The organism is Bizionia paragorgiae (assembly GCF_900107625.1).
Lineage (GTDB): Bacteria > Bacteroidota > Bacteroidia > Flavobacteriales > Flavobacteriaceae > Bizionia > Bizionia paragorgiae.
In genome coordinates this window covers 183,750-205,676 of record NZ_FNQK01000004.1, presented here as the reverse complement: position 1 = coordinate 205,676, position 21,927 = coordinate 183,750, and the positions used below count along the sequence as shown (strand labels likewise).

20 protein-coding genes and 1 pseudogene are annotated in these 21,927 nt (G+C 35.5%); 10 read left to right on the top strand and 11 right to left on the bottom strand.

Going from position 1 to position 21,927, the window contains the following annotated elements; translation table 11 throughout:
* The 3 genes and pseudogenes from BLV64_RS04310 to BLV64_RS04300 all read right to left on the bottom strand — a co-directional run.
* On the bottom strand, positions 1 to 299 hold a 299-nt coding region (locus BLV64_RS04310), incomplete at its 3' end, for a transposase (protein ID WP_143034127.1).
* Positions 300 to 344: 45 nt separating this feature from the next.
* A pseudogene (locus BLV64_RS04305) lies at positions 345 to 470 on the bottom strand (SDR family NAD(P)-dependent oxidoreductase); the annotation flags it as partial.
* Positions 467 to 1,423 (bottom strand): sterol desaturase family protein, encoded by a 957-nt coding sequence (locus tag BLV64_RS04300; RefSeq protein WP_092132924.1) that lies wholly within the window; start codon positions 1,421 to 1,423, stop codon positions 467 to 469. The gene BLV64_RS04300 and the pseudogene BLV64_RS04305, both read right to left, overlap by 4 nt.
* Before the next feature lie 59 nt (positions 1,424 to 1,482).
* Here BLV64_RS04300 and BLV64_RS04295 point away from each other — a divergent pair, with 59 nt between their 5' ends.
* The 4 genes from BLV64_RS04295 to BLV64_RS04280 all read left to right on the top strand — a co-directional run bounded on the left by BLV64_RS04295 (position 1,483) and on the right by BLV64_RS04280 (position 6,786).
* Positions 1,483 to 2,520, top strand: a complete 1,038-nt coding sequence (locus BLV64_RS04295) for an o-succinylbenzoate synthase (RefSeq protein WP_092132922.1) — start codon at positions 1,483 to 1,485, stop codon at positions 2,518 to 2,520.
* A gap of 1 nt (position 2,521) precedes the next feature.
* Complete coding sequence (locus BLV64_RS04290; RefSeq protein WP_092132920.1) at positions 2,522 to 3,451, top strand: CPBP family intramembrane glutamic endopeptidase; 930 nt, start codon at positions 2,522 to 2,524, stop codon at positions 3,449 to 3,451.
* A 7-nt stretch (positions 3,452 to 3,458) separates the two neighbouring features.
* Positions 3,459 to 4,556: an AMP-binding protein gene (locus BLV64_RS04285; protein ID WP_092132917.1), complete on the top strand. Its 1,098-nt coding sequence runs from the start codon at positions 3,459 to 3,461 to the stop codon at positions 4,554 to 4,556.
* 133 nt (positions 4,557 to 4,689) lie between these two features.
* Positions 4,690 to 6,786, top strand: a complete 2,097-nt coding sequence (locus tag BLV64_RS04280; protein ID WP_092132915.1) for a VWA domain-containing protein — start codon at positions 4,690 to 4,692, stop codon at positions 6,784 to 6,786.
* A gap of 71 nt (positions 6,787 to 6,857) precedes the next feature.
* Here BLV64_RS04280 and BLV64_RS04275 read toward each other — a convergent pair whose 3' ends face one another.
* Positions 6,858 to 8,486, bottom strand: a complete 1,629-nt coding sequence (locus tag BLV64_RS04275; RefSeq protein ID WP_092132912.1) for an acyl-CoA carboxylase subunit beta — start codon at positions 8,484 to 8,486, stop codon at positions 6,858 to 6,860.
* Positions 8,487 to 8,613: 127 nt separating this feature from the next.
* On the opposite strand from BLV64_RS04275, the gene BLV64_RS04270 reads away from it, so the two are divergent.
* The 3 genes from BLV64_RS04270 (at position 8,614) to ettA (ending at position 11,188) form a co-directional block, all read left to right on the top strand.
* Positions 8,614 to 9,144, top strand: a complete 531-nt coding sequence (locus BLV64_RS04270) for an NADPH-dependent FMN reductase (RefSeq protein WP_092132910.1) — start codon at positions 8,614 to 8,616, stop codon at positions 9,142 to 9,144.
* A 118-nt stretch (positions 9,145 to 9,262) separates the two neighbouring features.
* Positions 9,263 to 9,445, top strand: coding sequence for a CAL67264 family membrane protein (locus BLV64_RS04265; RefSeq protein ID WP_092132908.1), 183 nt, complete (start codon positions 9,263 to 9,265; stop codon positions 9,443 to 9,445).
* A gap of 51 nt (positions 9,446 to 9,496) precedes the next feature.
* Positions 9,497 to 11,188 carry an energy-dependent translational throttle protein EttA gene (ettA, locus tag BLV64_RS04260; RefSeq protein ID WP_092132905.1) on the top strand — a complete coding sequence of 564 codons (1,692 nt, stop codon included), beginning with the start codon at positions 9,497 to 9,499 and terminating at the stop codon, positions 11,186 to 11,188.
* Positions 11,189 to 11,280: 92 nt separating this feature from the next.
* On the opposite strand, the gene BLV64_RS04255 is transcribed toward ettA, so the two are convergent.
* Positions 11,281 to 12,072, bottom strand: coding sequence for an MBL fold metallo-hydrolase (locus BLV64_RS04255; protein WP_092132902.1), 792 nt, complete (start codon positions 12,070 to 12,072; stop codon positions 11,281 to 11,283).
* Between the two features lie 104 nt (positions 12,073 to 12,176).
* Between BLV64_RS04255 and BLV64_RS04250 the strand changes: the two genes are divergently transcribed.
* Positions 12,177 to 12,758 (top strand): NUDIX domain-containing protein, encoded by a 582-nt coding sequence (locus BLV64_RS04250; RefSeq protein WP_092132900.1) that lies wholly within the window; start codon positions 12,177 to 12,179, stop codon positions 12,756 to 12,758.
* Here BLV64_RS04250 and BLV64_RS04245 read toward each other — a convergent pair.
* Both BLV64_RS04245 and BLV64_RS04240 read right to left on the bottom strand, forming a co-directional pair.
* A complete protein-coding gene (locus BLV64_RS04245) occupies positions 12,755 to 13,222 on the bottom strand; it encodes a GNAT family N-acetyltransferase (RefSeq protein WP_092132897.1) in 468 nt (155 codons plus the stop codon). The two genes, BLV64_RS04250 and BLV64_RS04245, sit on opposite strands and share 4 nt — an antisense overlap.
* Positions 13,223 to 13,270: 48 nt before the next feature.
* On the bottom strand, positions 13,271 to 14,314 hold the full coding sequence (locus BLV64_RS04240; protein WP_092132895.1) for a formimidoylglutamase: 1,044 nt from the start codon (positions 14,312 to 14,314) through the stop codon (positions 13,271 to 13,273).
* A gap of 120 nt (positions 14,315 to 14,434) precedes the next feature.
* Here BLV64_RS04240 and BLV64_RS04235 point away from each other — a divergent pair, with 120 nt between their 5' ends.
* A complete protein-coding gene (locus tag BLV64_RS04235; RefSeq protein WP_092132893.1) occupies positions 14,435 to 15,322 on the top strand; it encodes a coiled-coil domain-containing protein in 888 nt (295 codons plus the stop codon).
* Positions 15,323 to 15,421: 99 nt separating this feature from the next.
* Here the strand turns inward: BLV64_RS04235 and hutI are convergent, their stop codons facing one another.
* From hutI to fumC, 3 genes are all read right to left on the bottom strand, one after another.
* Positions 15,422 to 16,660 (bottom strand): imidazolonepropionase, encoded by a 1,239-nt coding sequence (hutI, locus tag BLV64_RS04230; protein ID WP_092132891.1) that lies wholly within the window; start codon positions 16,658 to 16,660, stop codon positions 15,422 to 15,424.
* A 14-nt stretch (positions 16,661 to 16,674) separates the two neighbouring features.
* Entirely contained in the window at positions 16,675 to 16,959 is a 285-nt protein-coding gene (locus BLV64_RS04225) for a hypothetical protein (RefSeq protein WP_092132888.1), read from the bottom strand.
* Between the two features lie 187 nt (positions 16,960 to 17,146).
* The gene (gene fumC, locus BLV64_RS04220; RefSeq protein WP_092132886.1) at positions 17,147 to 18,544 is read right to left on the bottom strand and encodes a class II fumarate hydratase; all 1,398 of its coding nucleotides are present in this window, start codon (positions 18,542 to 18,544) and stop codon (positions 17,147 to 17,149) included.
* 324 nt (positions 18,545 to 18,868) lie between these two features.
* Between fumC and BLV64_RS14525 the strand changes: the two genes are divergently transcribed.
* Positions 18,869 to 19,045: a hypothetical protein gene (locus BLV64_RS14525; protein ID WP_177165292.1), complete on the top strand. Its 177-nt coding sequence runs from the start codon at positions 18,869 to 18,871 to the stop codon at positions 19,043 to 19,045.
* Between the two features lie 347 nt (positions 19,046 to 19,392).
* On the opposite strand, the gene BLV64_RS04215 is transcribed toward BLV64_RS14525, so the two are convergent.
* Complete coding sequence (locus BLV64_RS04215; RefSeq protein ID WP_092132884.1) at positions 19,393 to 21,855, bottom strand: TonB-dependent receptor; 2,463 nt, start codon at positions 21,853 to 21,855, stop codon at positions 19,393 to 19,395.
* Positions 21,856 to 21,927 lie beyond the last annotated feature (72 nt).

Genomic DNA, 21,927 nt, shown 5'->3' with positions numbered 1-21,927 from the left:
CCAATCGCCTTTTTTAAAATATCACGCTCTAATTCAGCTTCTTTTAAAGCTTTTCGTAAACGGTCTATCTCCTTTTCTTCATCAGTCATTTTGGGCTTACCTCGACCTGGAAAACTGTTTTTACCGTAGTCTTTTAACTCTTTTCGCCATCGATAAAGCACGGATGGAATAATGTCTAAGTCTTCACATACTTGCCTTACATTGTCTTTGGCATAACTTAGTTCTACAGCTTTTTGCTTAAATTCTAATGTGTAATGTTTTGCTTTACTTCTCATAATTGCTAAAATAATAACTAGCAAACAAATTCTCTCAACTTAATGTCTAGTCTAATGTAGTAATTCCACTAATGCTGTCTTTCTTCTAGAAGATAAAATGAGCTTGCAGTTTTCTTTAGAAAGTGAAATCGCTAGACTTTTACCTATACCACTAGAAGCACCCGTAATCCATACTACTTTGTTATTAAATGTCATAAGCCGCTTTTATTAACCGGTCGCTTTTTAATGAATACTTCTTTTTTTTCAACAGATTGTGAGTGCATAGTATCTTGTAACCATTCTTTTCTTAAATCTGCGCTTAACTTTCCTGTGCCATCATGTTTCCAACCGGGAGGTTTTATAAAATAAAGTAATCTGTTTTTTAATGATTTTCTTCCGGTAAAAGCAGCTTTAAACAGTTGTACCCACTCTATAAAAGCAATTTTTATAGGGTTGTAGGTATTTATATTAGAAACCAATCCGTAAACAACTTTTTCTTCCGCAAGTTCTTCTTGAAACGTGCCAAAAAGCTTGTCCCAAATTATTAATATTCCCGCATGATTTTTATCTAAATATAAAGGATTGCTGCCGTGGTGAACTCTGTGATGAGATGGGGTATTAAAAACGGCCTCAAACCAACTCGGAGTTTTGTCTATGGCTTCGGTATGAATCCAAAATTGGTAGATTAAACTCAATGACATCTGCAAGACAATAAGCCCAGGATGGAAGCCTAAAAAGGGCAGCCAAAACCAAAAAATAAAAGTGTAAAATCCCCCGGACCAGGTTTGTCGTAACGCCGTACTTAGATTGTAGTATTGCGACGAATGATGTACGACATGAGAAGCCCAGAATAACCGACATTCATGAGAGATCCTATGAAACCAATAATAGGAAAGGTCATCCAAAAAAAATAATAGGATAAAACTCCACCAAGTTACTGGAATGGTAAACAGTCTGAAGTTATCATAGATATAAAAAAACGAAGCAAATACTAGTATTTTAGTGAAAATGCCCAAACCGACATTCCCTAATCCCATAGCTATCGATGTTATAGCATCTTTGGTATTATAGTCTTTTAATCCACGTTTTGTAACCACATATAGCTCTAAGCCCATTGCGATGACAAAAAAGGGTATAGCGTATAAAATAACATCTGGGTAATCTGACATTTAAAATCTCTGTTTATCTCACTAAAGTACAAAAAATAATAACTATTTTTGAAAGACTTATGAAAGCACATTATTACAAGCATATTTTAGAGTTTAAACGGCCTAGTGGTACTTCGCGAGGTGTTTTAAAAACCAAAGAAACGTGGTTTATTATTTTAAAAAATGAAACTCACACGGGTGTTGGAGAGTGTGGTATTTTAAGAGGGTTATCGGTCGATGATCGTCCGGATTACGAAGCACAATTAAAATATACCTGTGAGAATATATATAAAGGTTTGGCCGTTTTATTAGCTGAAAACATTGAGTTTCCGAGTATTCAAATAGGTCTGGAAATGGCTTTTAAATCCTTAGAATCGGCGCATCCTTTTCAATTATTTCCATCGGACTTTACAACAGGTCAGGCGTCTATTCCTATTAATGGATTGATTTGGATGGGGACAAAAGATTTTATGAACGCGCAAATAAAAGCTAAAATAGAGGCTGGGTTTTCGTGTATAAAAATGAAAATTGGCGCTATCGACTTTGAAACAGAATTAGAACTACTTCAGTCTATACGTAAGGTGTTTTCACCAAAGGATATCGAATTACGTGTCGATGCTAACGGTGCGTTTACACCAATTAACGCCTTAGAAAAATTAAAGCGTTTATCAGACTTGCAATTGCATTCTATAGAACAGCCTATTAAACAACATCAACACGACGAGATGGCACGATTGTGTGAGCAAACGCCCTTGCCAATCGCATTAGACGAAGAACTTATTGGGGTGTTTACTAAGGCGGATAAAGAAGCCTTGTTGCGACATATAAATCCCCAGTATATTATTTTAAAGCCAAGTTTTATAGGTGGTTTTAAAGGTACTGACGATTGGATTAACTTAGCTGAAAATCAAAATATAGCGTGGTGGATTACGAGTGCCTTAGAAAGTAATGTGGGCTTAAATGCCATTGCACAATACACGTATTTAAAACACAACAATAGGCCTCAAGGATTAGGAACGGGGAGTTTATTTACTAATAATATAAATGCACCTTTAGAAGTTAATAAAGGGGCGTTACAGTACGCAACCAAAAAAAGGTGGGACTTTAATTTTGATTAATATGAATTACATTCAACAAGCATATACAGGTAAATTAGGCTATTGGAAATACTTTGTCATTCCAGGATTGTTTTTAGGTATGATGCTGCTTCAGTTTTTAATGATTTTAGTGTTAGATCTTGATGTCGATGCAATTATTAAAAATGAAGTAGCAAATAAAGGTAAAAACCGATTTTTAATAGAAAGTCTAGTGCCGATGGTTATTGCTTTAGCAGCCCTGTTTTTCTGGGTGAAATATATTCACGGCCAAAGTATAACATCGCTAACTACCGCTCGTAAAAAGATTGACTGGAAACGGATTTTATTTTCGTTTTTTCTCTGGGGATTACTGTCTTCTGGATTGGTTTTGATAGATTATGTAGCCACGCCCGAAAACTATTTGCCTAATTTTGAGTTAGAACCCTTTTTATATTTAGCGGCTATTGCCATTTTATTAGTACCCATTCAAACCAGTTTTGAAGAGTATCTGTTTCGGGGTTACCTTATGCAAGGTATAGGTGTTATGGCAAAAAACCGCTGGTTACCCTTGGTGATTACCTCTGTATTATTTGGGGTAATGCATATTGCAAACCCAGAAGTAGGGAAGCTAGGGTATTTTATAATGGTATATTATATTGGTACTGGTTTTTTCTTAGGAATTATTACTTTAATGGATGAAGGCTTAGAACTCGCCTTGGGGTTTCATGCCGCAAATAATTTGTTTACCGCTTTACTAGTGACTGCCGATTGGACGGCATTTCAAACACATTCCATTTTAAAGGATGTTTCTGATCCTACGGAGTCTAGTATTTTTCAAATCGTATTACCAGTATTTGTCATATTCCCTATACTCTTAATCATTTTTTCTAAACGTTATCAGTGGACTAATTGGAAGGATAAGCTTTTTGGGACGATAGAAAAGCTCGAGATCGAAGCAGAACAGACGAAATAATAAGACCATGTCAGATTATAAAGTGATACACCCAAATTTTAAATTAAATGGTGAGGGGTTTACTAAAACGACCTTAACAGATAAAGCGCGTTCTTTTATCGAAAAAGGTGCAGGGTTTGAAAAGGATATTGGCACGTTTCTTTTACAATGGTTAGACGATAGCCCTAAATTAGAGGCTAAAACCTCAGGCTCTACAGGGCAGCCAAAAACCATAGCCTTAGAAAAACAAGCTATGGTAAATTCGGCTATAGCTACGGGACTTTATTTTAATCTAAACCCCGGTAGTAAAGCGTTGTTATGTTTACCAGCGACCTATATTGCAGGTAAAATGATGTTGGTTCGCGCTCTTGTTCTAGGATTAGAAATGGATTGTGTAGCACCACAATCGGAGGTTGAAATACATACGAATATCATATATGATTTTGCTGCTATGGTGCCCATGCAGCTTTTAAAAAGTAGCCATAAACTACATCACGTAAAGCAACTTATAGTTGGTGGGGCTCCGGTTTCTAATGCGTTGTTAGATAATTTACAAGCGTTGCCGACCGTTGTTTACGAAACTTATGGTATGACGGAAACCGTTTCTCATATCGCAGTAAAACAACTTAATAATTTTACAGAGCAGTCTGATAAAGTGGATATAGCCTTAAATATGGCTGTATTGAGTTTTGAGATACTACCAAACATTGCGATTTCTCAAGATCAACGCGGCTGTTTAGTTATTGAAGCTCCCAAGTTATTAGTTGATAAAATTGTGACTAATGATATTGTCGAATTACTGTCGGATACCTCTTTTAAATGGCTGGGACGATACGATAATGTGATTAATTCAGGGGGAGTAAAATTACACCCCGAACAAATTGAGGCTGTATTAAAAAGAGATATTGAATCCCGTTTTTTTATCGCTTCACAAGCCGATGAGCGTTTAGGTGAAGCCTTAATAATAGTTGTTGAAGGTGAAGAAGGGACGGTCGATTCCTCTGTATTTAATAAATTGGAGTACTTTCAAAAACCAAAAGCACTATTTTATGTTTCTGAATTTGCAGAAACATCTTCAGGGAAAATTCAACGTCAAAAAACTATAGAACGCTTAAAAAAAAGCTAGTTGTTTTCAAGGATGTTATGCTCTAATCCTTTTTATTTCAACTTCACTCATCGAAATCCTTGTTTCACTCATTCCCGATTTTATAATCTAAGCATTGGTTATAGGTTTACTGTAAACTTTAAAACCACAGATTATGAAAGTAGTACTACAGACATTTTTTATCTTGCTCTTTACAGTGCAAGCCTATGCACAAAAAGAATATGCCGTATCAGGAATTATTACTGATGAAAGCGGTTTGCCATTACCTGGAGTGAATATAGTTGCTAAAGGGTCAACAACGGGAACACAAACAAATTTTGATGGAGAATATGCGATTAGCGTTACACCTGGGGCTATTTTATCCTATTCATTTATTGGTTATGTCATCGAAGAACGAAAAATTAGAAAAAGTACTACCATAAGCTTTGCAATGCAGCCAGATGTTAATGCTATAGATGAAGTTGTTGTAACAGCTTTAGGAACTAAAAGGCGTAAGGATAGAATTACAACGGTTTCTCAAGAGGTGCGTTATGAGCAATTATCTCAGGCAAACAATCCATCTGTTGTAAACTCCTTATCAGGTAAAGTTTCAGGCCTAACTATCCAAAACCAAAAGACCACAAGAATTGTACTTCGAGGTAATAGATCTTTACCTAACCAAGGTAAAAAAGCGCTCATTGTTATAGACGGTGTCGTGTCTTCAGAACAGGAACTTTCAGCAATAAATCCTAACAAAATAAACGAAGTAAACGTTATTAAGGGAGCGCAAGGTAGCGCGCTTTATGGTAGTCAAGGTGCTAATGGCGTGATTGTAGTTCAAACTAAAAATGCTATTATAAAACAGCCTGAAGCTTTAAGTAATGAAGCCTATACTAAATTTCACGAAAACAAGTTTAAAAGCACAATCCTTTCTCCTCTGTCAACTTTTTCTATAGATGTAGATAAGGCTTCATATAGTAATGTAAGACGATTAATTAACAACGGACAAGAGATTCCGGCGAGTGCCGTGAAAATTGAGGAAATGGTAAATTATTTTGATTATGTTTATCCGCAACCTCAAAATGAAGATCCGTTTTCTATAAACGTAGAGCAAGTTATTACACCATGGAATAAGGATACGCGATTGGTTAAAATAGGATTACAGGGTAAGACTTATGAAAATGAGGCGATTCCAGCTTCTAATCTCACGTTTTTAATCGATGTTTCGGGGTCTATGAACTCCGCTAACAAGTTACCTTTATTAAAATCGGCGTTTACCTTATTAGTAAACCAACTTAGGGATAAAGACAGGGTGTCTATTGTAGTTTATGCGGGAGCTGCTGGTGTTGTTTTGGAACCGACCTCAGGAAAGCACAAGGATAAAATTTTAAAGGCTTTAAACAACTTGTCAGCAGGAGGTAGTACAGCTGGTGGTGAAGGAATTGAGTTGGCTTATAAATTAGCAGCCAAAAACTTTAATAAAAATGGAAATAACCGTGTTATTTTAGCAACCGATGGGGATTTTAATGTGGGAGCTTCAAGTAATTCGGATATGGAAGACTTGATTGTTCAAAAAAGAAAATCGGGTGTGTTTTTATCGGTATTAGGATTTGGAATGGGGAATTATAAAGATGATAAACTTGAACTATTAGCCAATAAAGGTAACGGAAACCATGCCTATATTGACAGTATGCAAGAAGCTAAATTAATCTTCGGAAAAGAGTTTGGTGGAACCTTGTATACCATTGCTAAAGATGTTAAAATCCAACTGGAATTCAATCCGAGTAAAGTGAGAGGTTACCGTTTAATAGGTTATGAAAACAGGTTGTTAGAAGATGAAGACTTCGTAAATGATGCTATAGATGCAGGAGAGCTCGGTAGTGGTCATTCGGTAACTGCTTTATATGAAGTGATTCCCGTAGGCGTAGAAAGTGCGTATTTAGACCCTTCTAGTGAATTGAAATACACTAAGAATACCGTTAGAGAAAACACTAGTGATGATTTGCTAACCGTAAAGTTTAGATATAAAAAACCTGATGGTGACAAAAGTATTGAAATGGTACACGTAGCTCCAGACGCTATCGTATCGGCTTCCGAAGACATGCGTTTTGCAGCTGCAGTGGCTTTATTTGGAATGCAGTTAAGAGCCTCTCAATTTTACAATAAAACGACCTCAAAGGATGTGGTTGCTTTAGCAAAATCAGGACGCGGTTTAGACAAAGCAGGGTACCGTGCAGAGTTTATTCGCTTGGTAGAAGCTGTAGATTTATAGTGGTGATAAATAGCAACAAAAAAAGGAACGCCACGGCGTTCCTTTTTTATTTATATAATTATTAGAATGTCTTATACTTGAATCACACCTAAATTAAATTTCTTTTCAATAGGGGCGTGGTTTGCGGCTTCAATACCCATGCTTATCCAGGTGCGGGTATCTAAAGGATCGATAACACCATCGGTCCAAATACGCGATGCCGCGTAATATGGTGATACTTGGTTGTCGTAACGCTCCTTGATTTTATTATAAAGTTCTTCTTCTTTTTCCTTGGTAATCGTTTCGCCTTTCTTTTTAAGGGAAGCGGTTTCAATTTGTAATAATACTTTAGCAGCACTGTTTCCACTCATTACCGCCAACTCTGCACTTGGCCATGCAGCGATAAGTCTTGGGTCGTACGCTTTACCACACATAGCATAATTTCCTGCTCCGTAACTGTTACCAATAACAATTGTGAATTTAGGGACCACACTGTTACTAACAGCATTTACCATTTTAGCACCATCTTTAATGATACCGCCATGTTCACTTTTACTACCTACCATAAATCCGGTAACATCTTGTAAAAAGACTAAAGGAATTTTCTTTTGGTTACAGTTGGCAATAAAACGCGTGGCTTTATCGGCGCTATCATTATAAATAACCCCACCAAATTGCATTTCTCCTTTTTTAGTTTTAACGAGTTTACGTTGGTTGGCTACAATACCAACTGCCCAACCATCAATTCTAGCATAAGCTGTAATGATAGTTTGTCCGTACCCCGCTTTGTATTCTTCAAATTCCGAATCGTCTACTAATCGCTTAATGATTTCATACATATCATATTGGTCGGCGCGCGATTTTGGTAGAATTCCGTAAATATCCTCAGGATTCTCACTAGGCTTTTTAGCATCAATTCTACTAAACCCTGCTTTATCAAAATCACCGATTTTATCGACGATATTTCTAATTTTATCTAAAGCATCTTTATCATCTTTAGCTTTATAATCGGTAACCCCAGAAATCTCACAGTGTGTTGTTGCTCCTCCTAGGGTTTCATTATCTATAGTTTCTCCAATTGCTGCTTTTACTAAATAGCTACCAGCAAGAAAAATACTTCCTGTTTTATCTACGATTAAGGCTTCATCGCTCATAATCGGTAAATACGCACCACCAGCAACACAGCTTCCCATAACGGCAGCAATCTGGGTGATTCCCATACTACTCATAATCGCATTATTTCTAAAAATACGACCAAAATGTTCTTTATCCGGGAATATTTCATCTTGCATTGGCAAGTAAACACCTGCAGAATCTACAAGGTATATAATGGGTAGTCTGTTTTCAATTGCAATCTCTTGCGCTCTTAAATTCTTTTTTCCGGTAATAGGGAACCAAGCCCCCGCTTTAACCGTAGCATCGTTGGCAACAACTATACACTGTTTTCCTTTGACATAACCTATTTTTACGACAACACCACCAGAAGGGCAACCTCCGTGTTCTTCGTACATGCCATCGCCAGCAAAAGCACCGATTTCAATAGATTTTGTTTTAGGATCTAATAAGTAATTAATACGCTCTCGAGCGGTTAATTTGTTTTGAGCGTGTAACTTTTCTATACGCTTTGTTCCGCCACCAAGTTTGACTTGTACAAGGCGTTTTTTTAAATCTGAAACTAGAAGTTTATTATGATCTTCGTTCTTATTGAAGTTGATATCCATTGGTGTGAAATTGTAATTTTTTGCTAAAGTACAAAAGTTGATACACCTACGAAAGGCTAAAAAGTGTATTTCATGCATTAATTAGAACAAAGTAATTTTAGTACTTTTGTTCCAAATATTAAATTTTATGAAGAAAATAATTGCATTTGCAGGAAGTAATAGTAAACAATCTATAAACAAACAACTCGTAGAATATACGTGTTCTCTAATAGAGGAAGTAAGCACGGAGGTATTAGACCTTAATGATTACGAGATGCCATTATACGGTATAGATAGAGAAAACGAAGAAGGTATTCCAGAAGCGGCTAAGGACTTATTAAACAAAATAAGCACTTCTGATGGGATAATTTTATCTTTAGCCGAGCACAATGGGGCGTATACCACGGCATTTAAAAATGCCTTCGATTGGATGTCGCGTATCGAACAAAAAACTTTTTTTAATAAGCCTATGCTTCTTATGGCGGCGTCTCCAGGAGGTCGAGGAGGAGCTTCAGTTTTAGCAATTGCCGAGCAACGTTTTCCGTTTCACAATGCAAAAATTGTAGAGACCTTTTCACTGCCGTTTTTTAAGGATAATTTTTCCGAAGGCGCACTAGTCAATAAGGCTTTAAATGACGATTTAAAGAAAGCGATAGCAGCTTTAGAGAAGGAACTTTAGGAGGTATATTCCCTTGTGTTTTTAACTTTAAATTTGGAAAATTAAGCCTGAAAAAAGGTGTGTTTTCTCACTAAAACAACGATATTTGTATTTGCACTAATTTTAAAAGAAGATTATAATGGCAATGAATAAAAATACAGTGTTAGCATGGGCTACCACAATAATGATAATAGTAGGATTAGGACTTATCGCTTTAGGCGCGTTTAGATATGATGATGTCGCTGGATGGGGCTTTGCTTCGGTAGGTGTTGGTTTTTTTGCTATTGCATGGGTTTTTAATGCTTTAAAAGGTAGAGTATAAGTGAAGCGCTTGCAACATAGCGGAATAATGAATTTTAAAAGATAAATAAGTATGTCTGACGATAAAAAAATAATTTTTTCGATGTCTGGTTTAACCAAGACATTCCCTGGTGCCAATACGCCAGTGTTAAAAAATATATATTTAAGTTTTTTCTACGGAGCTAAAATTGGTATCCTAGGTCTTAATGGTTCGGGAAAATCTACATTGTTAAAAATTATAGCGGGAGTTGATAAAAACTATCAAGGAGATGTGACGTTTTTACAAGATTACTCGGTAGGGTATTTAGAGCAAGAACCACAGTTAGATGAAGAAAAAACTGTTCTAGAAGTTGTAAAAGAAGGGGCGGCAGAAACGGTTGCTATTCTTGATGAATACAATAAAATTAACGATCAGTTTGGTTTAGAAGAAGTGTATAGCGATCCCGATAAAATGGATAAGCTAATGGCAAGACAAGCGGTGCTTCAAGATCAAATCGACGCCTCTAATGCTTGGGAATTAGATACTAAATTAGAAATCGCTATGGATGCTTTACGTACTCCAGATGGTGATAAAAAGATTGCAGTGCTTTCTGGTGGTGAGCGTCGTCGTGTTGCTTTGTGTCGTTTATTATTACAAGAACCGGATGTCTTATTATTAGATGAGCCTACCAACCACTTGGATGCCGAGTCGGTACATTGGTTAGAGCATCATTTAGCACAATATAAAGGAACTGTTATTGCCGTAACACACGATAGATACTTCTTGGATAATGTAGCGGGATGGATTTTAGAATTAGATAGAGGTGAAGGGATTCCATGGAAAGGGAATTACTCGTCATGGCTAGATCAAAAATCGAAACGTATGGCACAAGAAAGTAAAACAGCTTCTAAACGTCAAAAAACTTTAGAGCGTGAGTTAGACTGGGTACGTCAAGGTGCGAAAGGAAGACAGACAAAGCAAAAGGCTAGACTTAAAAACTATGACAAGTTAATGAGTCAAGATCAAAAGCAATTGGATGAGAAATTAGAGATTTATATCCCTAATGGACCGCGTTTGGGAACAAATGTTATTGAAGCAGTAGGGGTAAGTAAAGGCTATGACGATAAATTGTTATACGAAGACTTAAACTTTAATTTACCACAAGCAGGTATTGTTGGTGTGATTGGTCCAAACGGTGCTGGTAAAACAACCATTTTCAGAATGATTATGGGAGAAGAAACTCCGGATAAAGGGGAGTTTATTGTCGGTGATACTGCTAAAATCGCGTATGTAGATCAAAAGCATACCAATATAGATCCAGAAAAAACGATATGGCAAAACTTTAGTGACGAGCAAGAGCTTGTTTTAATGGGAGGTAAGGAAGTTAACTCTCGTGCTTATTTAAGTCGTTTTAATTTCTCTGGTGGAGAGCAAAATAAAAAAGTAAAGTTGTTGTCTGGGGGTGAGCGTAACCGTTTGCATTTAGCGATGACACTTAAAGAGGAAGGTAACGTCTTATTATTAGATGAGCCTACCAACGATTTAGATGTAAATACACTTCGTGCTTTAGAGGAAGGTTTAGAAAATTTTGCCGGGTGTGCTGTGGTGATTTCTCACGACCGTTGGTTCTTAGATAGAATTTGTACGCATATATTAGCATTTGAAGGCGATTCTCAAGTGTATTTCTTTGAAGGCGGATTTAGTGAATACGAAGAAAATAAAAAGAAACGTTTGGGTGGTGATTTAATGCCTAAGCGTATTAAGTATAAAAAGTTAGTCCGCTAATTTTTAGCTTAATGTAAAACAAAAAAGACGGTCTTTGCAGACCGTCTTTTTTGTTTTTATAAAGAGATTGATTGCTCTCAGTAATTCCGTTATTATTCGTTACTCTTGTACCAGTCCCATTGAATCACCTCGATACCTCTGTTGTTTTCTAAAACGATTGTTTTAAATAGGTTAACGTCACTTAAACCTTCGGTCCCGCGATAGTGGTAAGGGTAAACTTCAGTAGGAGCAAATTCAAGCACGGCATCAGCTGCACTTTTAACGGTCATCGTATATGGTAAGTTCATACATATAAAAGCCTTGTCAATATTTTTTAGCGCTCTCATTTCAGGTATGTCCTCGGTATCCCCAGAGATATAAATACGCTGATCTCCTAAGGTTAGAATATACCCGTTTCCTCGTCCTTTTGGGTGGTATTGTAAGGCTTCTTCTCTTAAATTATACATGGGTACAGCTTCAACGCTAAAGTTTTTAGTCTCTTGTATTTCACCATTTTTTAAAACAATAGTTTGTGAAGCCAATTGCTTGCTCAATTGTTCTTTAACGGCTTCTGGAGCTATAATTTTAGTCCCTTTTAAATTAAAAGACTCTAAAGTTTTAAGACTTAAATGGTCCGGATGAATATCTGTAATCAAGATGTAGCTAGGTGACATATTAAGGTTTTTAGCTTTAAAATCTCCTACAGGATCTATATATATGATATCTTCACCAAACTCAATACTCAAAGTCGCATGTTCTATAGGAACAATCTCTAAAGGAGTTTTTCTTGGCGCTTCAATTTCTGTGGTCTTAGTGTCTTCAGTAGTAATTTCTGGTTTAACGTCTTTTTTACAGCTTGTTAAGCCTATTAACGCGGCTAATGCTATTACTTTGTATGGTTTCATTATTAATATAGATTTATTTGAGGTTAAATATAATTTCTTTATTTCAGAATAAAAATTAGTAGCTTAGTTTATATTTGAGTTTATTACCATTTAAATTTTATATAATGCCAATACAAGTAAAAGATATAGATAAACATATATTATCCAACGGCTGGGCGACGTTACATCGCATTGATTTTAGTTTTCAATTTAAAAATAAGGAGTGGAAAAGAGTATCACGAGAAGTGTATAACCGTAAAGATGCGGCTTGTGTTTTATTATATAACCCAGAGCGTAATTGTGTTATTTTAACTAAGCAATTTAGAATGCCGGCCTATTTAAACACTAAAGAAGAAGGCATGTCTATTGAAGTCTGTGCAGGATTAATTGATGAAGGCGAAAGTCCTTTAGAAGCTGTACTTCGAGAAACCGAAGAGGAAGTTGGTTACCGCGTGCCAAAAGCAAAAAAGATAATGGAAATCTACATGTCACCAGGAGCTATAACCGAGAAAACACATTTATTTATTGCAGAGTACACCCCGGATATGAAAGTAAATGCCGGTGGAGGTCTTGAAAGTGAAAATGAAGAGATTGAAGTTCTAGAACTACCACTTGATGACGCCTTACAATTACTTCAGACCAATGTTATTAAGGATGCTAAAACAGTAATTTTACTTCAATATTTAAAATCTCAAAGCGCTGTTTAAAGTGGTCTATATTCCATTTTAATATCACAACGCTCATAGACGCAATCCGATTCTACAGGAATCTCAACAAAACCAAGCTTTCTATAAAGGTGAATGGCATTTTCTAATTTTCGGCTAGAATATAACAACAAGCGGAAATCATTTTTACGGGTTGCAAAATCTATACAGAATGTCAGTAACTGTTGTCCTATTTTTTGCCCTCGGTAATGCGGTGATACGGCCATTTTTGTGAGTTCATAGGCTTCTTGTTCTGGCAACGGAATTAAAGCGAAGGTACCAACAATATCTTCATCAAGTTTTGCGAAAAAGATATAACCACCTTTGTTAATAATGTATGTTTCAGGATCTGAAAGCACTTTTTTATCGAAAGGTTCAACTTCAAATAAAGTGCTGAGCCACTCGATATTTAAATCGTAAAATGCTGTGGCAAATTGAGGATCAAAAGGAATTATTTCTAATGCCATTGTTAACTATTTGATGAGCTAGACAAACAAAAAGGAATAAACGACCCTTTATTTGTAGCTTTGTTGTTTAAGATTTTTTATGTTCGATTTTATAAAATCTGTAATGAAATAAGTGATTAATTTACCAACTGCGTTCATTTGTTTTTTCTTCGGAGCAGCTTCGCAAATATGTAAATATGTAGCGTTTTCATGTTTACCAAAGAAGTGGATTAGCTGACGTGCTTTTTCAACTGAAAATCCACTAGGAGTTTGTGCGCTACTCGGTATGTTTTTTATAGCGTCGCAATCTATTTCAATTCCAAAAGGTTTTTTATAAATGTGGTCTATAGCGCGTTTTAGCTCATTAGTAAAACTTAAGTTTTTTCGCACTTCGAGATCTTCGAACGTATTATAGTTTAGGGCCTTTTTTGAGTTTAATGTGTTAAAAATATCTTGTGACGTGTAGTTTTCATGTAGCCCAAACATAAAATATTTATCTAAAAACCCTTCCGCGTAAGCGTAACTAAAACCGTTTCCGCTATGACGGCCTTCAAGAGCTCTAAAATCGGTGTGAGCATCAAGATTTATAGCATTTATAGATTGGTGAAGGGCTAACGAGGTGCCTTTAATATTTCCATAGGCATTATTATGTCCGCCACCAATTATAATAGGTGTTTTACCTGCTTTAACAATGGTATAAACGGCATCGCTCACTTCCTTATCAATCTGATCGACTAACTGTCTAATTTTTTTTAAATCTTTTGGTGTTTCTCTATTTAAAGTAGTCATGGTTTCAAGCTCTTCAGAAAAATCTAAATGGCCTAATACAAGAACTTTATCGGCGTGAGTAAAAGGGTTGCTTTGAATATTTAACAAAACTTTAATTGTTGCTTCGTAGGCCTTAGATGCTCCTGTATTACCTAAGTTAGCATAGACGCCTATATCTTCAGGGATACCTAAAATGACATAGTTAACGTCTAAACTTTTTATATTATCGTATATTCCGTTAGTTGAAGTTAATACTTTACAGTGTTCTCCGAATTTAGTTTCGCCAGAACGTGGTTTTGTAAGTGATTCTACTGTAGTCTTAGTGAGTAAAACAAGTTTATCCATACCAAAAATAAATGCGTTTAATAAAAAATAAAATTACAGTTTATTTATCGAAAACATAGCCAATAAAAGGTTTAAATTCACGAAATTTATAACAATCTAAAATGTATTAAATATTAAATTATGACAAACAACACAGCAAACACAGGCTTAAAAGTCGCTTTAGGAATTGCAATCGCCTTGTTTATAGGTCTAGCTATATTTTCTTCTTCTTTGTATAAGAATAAAGTCACTACCGAAAAACAACTCACAGAGGAAAAAGCAACGGTGCTTAAGGATTTAAACGCGATGTCTGAGCAATATGAAGTTGCTATGACAGAAAGTAAGGAAGTCAATCAGAATTTGGTGGAAGCCAAAGCCGAAATTGATGAGTTAATTAATTCATTAAAAAAGTCTGAAGCGAACGTTAAAAACCTTATGAGTTATAGAAATAAGTATAATGCTTTAAAAAAGGAAATGGACATTGTTTTGGCTGAAAATGATGAATTAAAGGTCCGTAATACCTTATTAGCATCTACTTTAGATAGCACTAAAGTGCAATTGGAAGAACGTACAATGTTTACCGATTCACTATTGTCACAGAACACGGAGTTAGCGAATGTGGTTTTAAATGCCTCTGTATTAAATGCTTTAAACTTAAAGGGTTTTGGTGTTATTGAACGCTCTTCGGGTAAACTGATACCTACAGAACGTGCTAGACGTACCGATAAATTAAGAATTTGTTTTACGGTTGCTAAAAACAAACTTGTAGAAGCTGGAGACAAGGAGCTTTACGTTCAAGTTATTGATCCTAAAAACAATATTTTAGGTGCTAATGAGCAAATTACTTTTGGAGAACAGACACTAAATTATAGTGTAATTAGCAAGTTTAACTATGAAGACTCCAATTTAGATGTTTGTGAATTTATCACTAAAAAATCTGACGATGATGATTTTGAAGAGGGCCGTTATAGAGTTAATGTATTTAACGGAGCGGATTTGGTATCGAGTTCACAATTTACTTTAAAGTAATAGGCATTATACCTTATTATAATTTTAATACTATTAAAAAAGACCTGAAGCGAATACGCTTCAGGTCTTTTTTTGATATCAACCGGAATACATACGGTTTTATTCTACCGCTTTACCGTTGATTAGCACCTTTTCAATAAGGTTTTCACCAAAAGAATAAGGCAAGTAGTTATAACTTGGGACTTGTTTTGTAATAATAAGATTGGCTTTTTTTCCTTTTGTAATACTTCCGTAAGCATTGGAGATACCCATGGCATACGCTCCGTTAATCGTAGCTGCATTAATAGCTTCTTCAGGTGTAAGTCTCATTTTAATACAGGCGGTACTCACCACAAAGTTCATGTTTCCAGACGGAGTAGAACCTGGATTATAATCGGAAGCTAAAGCTAAGGGCAATCCTGCGTCTATCATTTTACGACCAGGAGAGTACGGGATACTTAAAAAGTAAGAGCATGATGGTAAGGCAACTGGCATGGTAGAACTTCCTTTTAAAGCTTGAATATCATCATCATTTAATTCCTCTAAATGATCAACACTTAAAGCATTGTGTTTTACTGATAAGGCAATACCTCCAAAGGCATTAAATTGATTCACATGAATTTTCGACTGCAAATTGTACTTTTTACCAGCTTCCATAATGCGTTCTGTATCTTCTAAAGAGAAATACCCCTTTTCACAAAAGACATCTATATAATTCGCTAAGTTTTCTTTAGCAATTTGAGGTAGCATCTCGTTTATGATTAAATCCACATAGCCCTCTTTGTTTTCTTTGTATTCTTTTGGTAGGGCATGGGCACCTAAAAAAGTAGCTTTTACTTCAATTGGAAATTCTTGTTTTATACGTTTAATAACGCGAAGCATTTTCATCTCAGCCTCGGTTGTTAGTCCGTAGCCAGATTTAATCTCTAAGGCTCCAGTACCAAGTTTTATAACACTTTTTACGCGGGCAACAGACTGGTTATACAGCTCTTCTTCGGAAGTGTTTTGTAGTTTGGCAGCAGAGTTTACTATACCACCACCGCGATTAGCAATGTCTTCGTAACTTAAGCCGTTAATTCTATCTACAAATTCCTGTTCGCGATTTCCTGCGTAAACAATATGCGTATGCGAATCGCACCATGTAGGCATTACAATTTTCCCTGTTGCATCTATAGTTTCTTCGGCTGTAAGGCTAGGACATTGGTCCATTGGTCCGAAATCACTAATAGTGTCATCTTGAATTAGTAAATATGCATTTTTAATAGAGGGAAGGGTTTTCATTTCTTCACCAGAGACCTTTATAACATTAGGTTCTCTAATTTGAAGTAGTTCTTTTATATTAATTATTAAAGTAGACATAATTTGCAATAGGTTTAAATAGTTTGTGAAAAGTCGGTGCCATAAATAGTAAATGCAGCATAAAACATTAAAATAATACCTAAAAGGGTGATAAGCCAATTTAGTTTCTTAAAAAGAAGCCGTGATACTAGGTATATCATTAGTGTAGATATACCAATTAATGCTGGTGTCCATTTAATGAGTGTAGTTTTTAAACTACCATCGCTAAAATTCGCCGAAAAGGAGATGCTACAGGTAATTATCTCTACTATTATTACCGCAATGATGTTGTATTGTGGGTTGTTTAAAACGTTTTTCATAGCTCAAATATAAAACAAATTGAAGAGTTTTGTGAGGTTTGGAGTTAGGGTTTTTAGAAAAGCTTTTTAAGATAAAAGCGCTGTCGTATTACGATAATCATCTTTTTATTCTAGCAAATTGAAAAACATAAAAGCCAAAATACAATCTTGTATTTTGGCTTTTATGAGTTAACAATATAGGAAGGGGTTATTTAAGTGACCCTACCATATCCTCAGGTTTTACCCATTCGTCATAATCTTCGGCCGTTACATAACCTAGGTTAACAGCTTCAGTTTTTAGGGTTGTACCATTTTTGTGTGCTGTATTAGCAATTTCTGCAGCTTTATAATATCCGATTTTGGTATTTAAAGCAGTAACAAGCATTAAAGAGTTGTTTAATAGTTGTTTAATTACTTCGTGATTTGGTTCAATTCCGCTAGCACAATTAGCCTCAAAACTCATACATGCATCACCTATAAGTTGAGCCGACTGTAAAAGGTTAGCCGCCATCATAGGCTTGTATACATTAAGTTCGTAATGTCCTTGCATACCACCAATACTAACTGCAACATCGTTACCCATAACCTGAGCGCAAACCATAGTTAAGGCTTCACATTGCGTAGGGTTTACTTTTCCTGGCATAATAGAACTTCCTGGTTCGTTAGCAGGAATAGTGATTTCTCCAATACCACTTCGTGGTCCAGAAGCCATCATTCTAATATCATTACCAATTTTGTTTAATGAAACAGCTAATTGTTTTAAAGCACCATGAGTTTCTACGATGGCATCGTGAGCAGCAAGTGCTTCAAATTTATTCGGAGCAGTAACGAACGGCTTGCCTGTAAATTCAGAAATGTATTTAGCAACCAACACGTCATAGCCTTTAGGGGTATTTAATCCTGTACCTACAGCAGTACCACCAAGAGCAACTTCACTAAGGTGAGGTAAGGTGTTTTCTAAAGCTTTTAAGCCGTAGTCTAATTGTGCTACATAACCAGAAAATTCCTGACCAAGTGTTAAAGGTGTAGCGTCCATAAGGTGTGTTCTACCAATTTTAACAACCTCTTTAAAGGCGATAGCTTTATCGTTAAGCGTATTTCTTAATTTTATAACACCAGGAATTGTTGTTTCAACAACTTTTTTATAAGCGGCAATATGCATTCCTGTAGGGAATGTATCGTTAGACGATTGCGATTTGTTAACATCGTCGTTTGGCTGAATTGTTTTTTCTCCTTCGCCAATTACCTTTCCCGCTAACTGGTGCGCTCTATTGGCTATAACCTCGTTTACGTTCATGTTACTCTGAGTACCTGAACCGGTTTGCCAAATAACTAAAGGGAATTGATCATCGTGTTTACCATCTAAGATTTCATCACAAACAGCAGCAATTAAATCTCTTTTTTCAGTAGATAAAACGCCAAGTTCGCAGTTGGTGTATGCGGCTGCTTTTTTTAAGTAAGCAAAACCGTAAACAACTTCTAAAGGCATAGAGGCTGCTGGACCAATTTTAAAGTTATTTCTAGAGCGTTCTGTTTGTGCGCCCCAAAGTTTATCTGCAGGCACTTTTACGTCGCCCATTGTGTCTTTTTCTATTCTAAATTCCATAAGTTGTGGTTTGTTTTAGTCCCACAAATTTACAATTTAAAGTGCATTTATTATTTAGAAACATAGAATATTTAACACTATTCACTGATTTTTTGCCCCAAAGGAAAGGCTTTTTATACTTAACTTGGTAATAACGAATCTCGAGGTGATTAAATATTAGAAATCTAATAATGAGGTAGAGTGTTACTTTTGAATTCTGTGTCGTTTTAGGGCGGCTAAATTTGAGTTATAAACAAATCCTGTTAATAATTATTAACTTTGTATTGTTTAAAAAAGTAGATTATCCTATCTTTGCGTTATATATAAAACAAGACACAATCAATTATGTTCGAATTTGACCAATATTTAGGCTTTTTAGCATTCTTAACTATTTTAACCATAGGGTTTTGGTTAATGGTATTTTTAATGACTTTTGTTATTCCTTATTGGATTGGTGGAAGTATTATGGAACGTTTAAAAGAAATTAGAGAGGAAAAGAAAGCGAAGCAAGATAACGCTTAGTTAAAAGATTATATAAAAAAAAGGGAAACGTAATAGTTTCCCTTTTTTTTATGCCTTATACAGACCTTAATTGACATTAGCCATTACAGGTATGACGTGTTCGCGTGCATTACAAGATAAGTAAGCTTTAGTAATTGCATTAAAGACTAGGACTATTCTTTACGGAGCATTTTCATCCACTTTAAGAATGTAAATAAAGATGATTTCAGAAAAAGGGGAGCGGCCTAAATAAGCTTTTATACCCTATGGAAATAAAAAAGCCTGAACACTAATTTGTGTTCAGGCTTTAATTTTTATAGTTAAGAATCTATACTATATGTAGTACAGTCTCTTTTTTGGTGTGTTGACTACCCTTCAAATTCTTCTCCACCATCAGAGTTTCTTTGACGTTGTTGTCTGTTTTTCTGCTGATTAAATCGGTAGGTAAACGATAAGTTAAAACTACGCTCTCTCCATTGGAATTCACTATCCGCATAGAATGTTGGTGTACTTGTAGATTGAACTCGTTTTCTACTGTTAAATAAATCACTCACATTAAATGCTAATGAAGCTCTTTCATTAAATAAGTCCTTACTGAACGCTAAATTAGTTGCAAATGAACCTTCTCTTTTATTTTGAGCGTCTTCACTAGGGCCTCTATAAAATAATTGCACTTGTGAATCAATTCCTGCAGGTAGCGTGTATTTATTATTAATTCGTGCAAACCAGCTTGTACTTTTATTTCCTAAATCCAATCCGTTTGGCGTAACACCTTCTGTTTCATTTTGGAAAAAGTTAAAGTTACCATTGATATTCCATTTTTTCGATGCGCGATATCCTAGAGTAAATTCAAAACCTATACGATCTTCTGTAGATAAGTTAATAGGACCACGATTAATAACAGCTACATGTTCACCATCAATTAAAACCGTTTTACCAGAATCGTAACTTACAAAGTTAAAGACATCGGTTGCATGAGCAAAATAAACAGAAGTGTCGAATGTGAATTTTCCAAATCGATTTACATATCCTAAATCAAATTGACCAGAATAACTTGGATCTAAATCAGGATTACCTTGAAATACATTAGTTAGACTTGAACGCGAAGGGAATGGGTTTAAGAAAAATGAACGCGGTCTTCTTAATCGTCTGTTATAGGCTAAAGTTACATTTTCTTTTTCATTTAACTCATAGCTTAAGTTAACAGTAGGGAATAAGCCAGTATAATTTTTCTTGCTGAAATCGCCACTTGTTGGTTGGTCTAAAGTAATCTGTGTGTTCTCTAAACGTAAACCTAATAAATAAGAGAATTTACCAATTTTACTACCAAATTGTGAGTAAACAGCCGTTAAATATTCTCTGTATTTAAACACGTTTGTTAAGTCCGTGCTATTTACAAATAGGTTAGTATCACTATCTAATAACGCTACTGTATAGTCTGTTGTTGTGTTATTAAAGTTACCGCGGTATCCTAATTCGAATTGAGATTTCTCTCCAATTGGTAATACATAATCCGATTGTAATAGGATGCGTTGTTGATCTTCTATATTATCCACGCGCTCAGAAATAATACCATTGCTATTAACTAAAGAGTTTTCATTCTCTTGAGAATCCTCATATTGAAAATCGAAAGTTAATTTATGACCGCTTTGATCAAATTGCTTGTCAAAGTTTAAAGAATATTGAATGGTTTTGTCGTCTTCTAACTCTGGATCTAAACGTAAGTTTGTAGATAGTAAATGACGATTCGAGTCAAAACGCTCTACGATATTTGTAGTATTGCTTTCATTGTCACTATCTCTATAAAAAACAGATGTTGTTAATGAAGCTGAATCATCAATATACCATTCTACTCCAAAGTTGGTGTTAAAGCCTTTACGAACACGGTCGTATTCGCTCGTTTCATCTAAAAAGGTATCTGGATTATCGGCAATTAAAATACCATTATCATCAAAGTCTTGATTGTAATAACGGTTAGACGTTGACGATTGTCCTGGGACTTCACGGTAACTGTATCCAGTAGTATTAAATATGTTTACATTACCTGTTCTGTAGTTTATATTTCCAGAAATTCCCGCTGCCGGTGAGTATCCTGCATTTGCTGTAATAGCACCGTTTAACCCTTGTAATTTACTACGTCTTAATATAATGTTTAAGATTCCCCCAGTTCCTTCTGCATCGTAACGTGCCGATGGTGATGTAATTACTTCAACGCGTTCAATAGACTCTGCAGGTAATTGACGTAAGGCTTCCGAAGAGTTTAATCCTACTAAGCCTGAAGGCTTTCCATTAATAAGGATACGTACGTTTTCGTTTCCTCTTAAGGCAACATTACCTTCAACATCTACAGAAACTGAAGGGACGTTATCTAGTACATCACTAACAGTACCACCACGCACAGTTAAATCTTTACCTACGTTATAAATCTTTTTGTCAAGTTTTATTTCTACTGTTGTTTTTTCAGCAATAATTTCAACCTCGTCCAATGCCTGTGCATCTTCAGATAAATAGGTGATTCCTAAATTAATGTCTTTAGTAATGTTTTGTTCTATTTCAGTTTTTGTCTTAAACCCGATATACTCAAAAGAAATGGTGTAACTTCCTGTTTCTGCTGGGAAACTAAACTCTCCATTTTCGTTGGTGATTCCACCAGTAGCAAGTTTACCAGGAATGTTGCTTCTTAATACTACAGTAGCGTATTCTAAAGGTGTTTTTGTGTCTTTATCAAGAATTTTACCTGAGACAATAACTTCGTTCTTACTTGATTTTTGTGCCCAACTCGTTGTTGCAACGAGGGCAATAAAAATAAAGGATAAAATAAATTTCTGCATTACTTTTGTTTCGTTTTTAATAGGTTTAGTCCATTGGACAACAAAAGTAGTGGTTGGTTTAATCGTGTTTGG

Coding starts and splice junctions, on each gene's coding strand:
- BLV64_RS04275 (WP_092132912.1), bottom strand. CDS start 8,486: ATGGATATCAACTTCAATAAGAACGAAGATCATAATAAACTTCTAGTT.
- BLV64_RS04270 (WP_092132910.1), top strand. CDS start 8,614: ATGAAGAAAATAATTGCATTTGCAGGAAGTAATAGTAAACAATCTATA.
- BLV64_RS04235 (WP_092132893.1), top strand. CDS start 14,435: ATGACAAACAACACAGCAAACACAGGCTTAAAAGTCGCTTTAGGAATT.
- BLV64_RS04250 (WP_092132900.1), top strand. CDS start 12,177: ATGCCAATACAAGTAAAAGATATAGATAAACATATATTATCCAACGGC.
- BLV64_RS04255 (WP_092132902.1), bottom strand. CDS start 12,072: ATGAAACCATACAAAGTAATAGCATTAGCCGCGTTAATAGGCTTAACA.
- BLV64_RS04245 (WP_092132897.1), bottom strand. CDS start 13,222: ATGGCATTAGAAATAATTCCTTTTGATCCTCAATTTGCCACAGCATTT.
- BLV64_RS04300 (WP_092132924.1), bottom strand. CDS start 1,423: ATGTCAGATTACCCAGATGTTATTTTATACGCTATACCCTTTTTTGTC.
- BLV64_RS04280 (WP_092132915.1), top strand. CDS start 4,690: ATGAAAGTAGTACTACAGACATTTTTTATCTTGCTCTTTACAGTGCAA.
- ettA (WP_092132905.1), top strand. CDS start 9,497: ATGTCTGACGATAAAAAAATAATTTTTTCGATGTCTGGTTTAACCAAG.
- hutI (WP_092132891.1), bottom strand. CDS start 16,660: ATGTCTACTTTAATAATTAATATAAAAGAACTACTTCAAATTAGAGAA.
- fumC (WP_092132886.1), bottom strand. CDS start 18,544: ATGGAATTTAGAATAGAAAAAGACACAATGGGCGACGTAAAAGTGCCT.
- BLV64_RS04295 (WP_092132922.1), top strand. CDS start 1,483: ATGAAAGCACATTATTACAAGCATATTTTAGAGTTTAAACGGCCTAGT.
- BLV64_RS14525 (WP_177165292.1), top strand. CDS start 18,869: ATGTTCGAATTTGACCAATATTTAGGCTTTTTAGCATTCTTAACTATT.
- BLV64_RS04225 (WP_092132888.1), bottom strand. CDS start 16,959: ATGAAAAACGTTTTAAACAACCCACAATACAACATCATTGCGGTAATA.
- BLV64_RS04265 (WP_092132908.1), top strand. CDS start 9,263: ATGGCAATGAATAAAAATACAGTGTTAGCATGGGCTACCACAATAATG.
- BLV64_RS04290 (WP_092132920.1), top strand. CDS start 2,522: ATGAATTACATTCAACAAGCATATACAGGTAAATTAGGCTATTGGAAA.
- BLV64_RS04240 (WP_092132895.1), bottom strand. CDS start 14,314: ATGGATAAACTTGTTTTACTCACTAAGACTACAGTAGAATCACTTACA.
- BLV64_RS04285 (WP_092132917.1), top strand. CDS start 3,459: ATGTCAGATTATAAAGTGATACACCCAAATTTTAAATTAAATGGTGAG.
- BLV64_RS04215 (WP_092132884.1), bottom strand. CDS start 21,855: ATGCAGAAATTTATTTTATCCTTTATTTTTATTGCCCTCGTTGCAACA.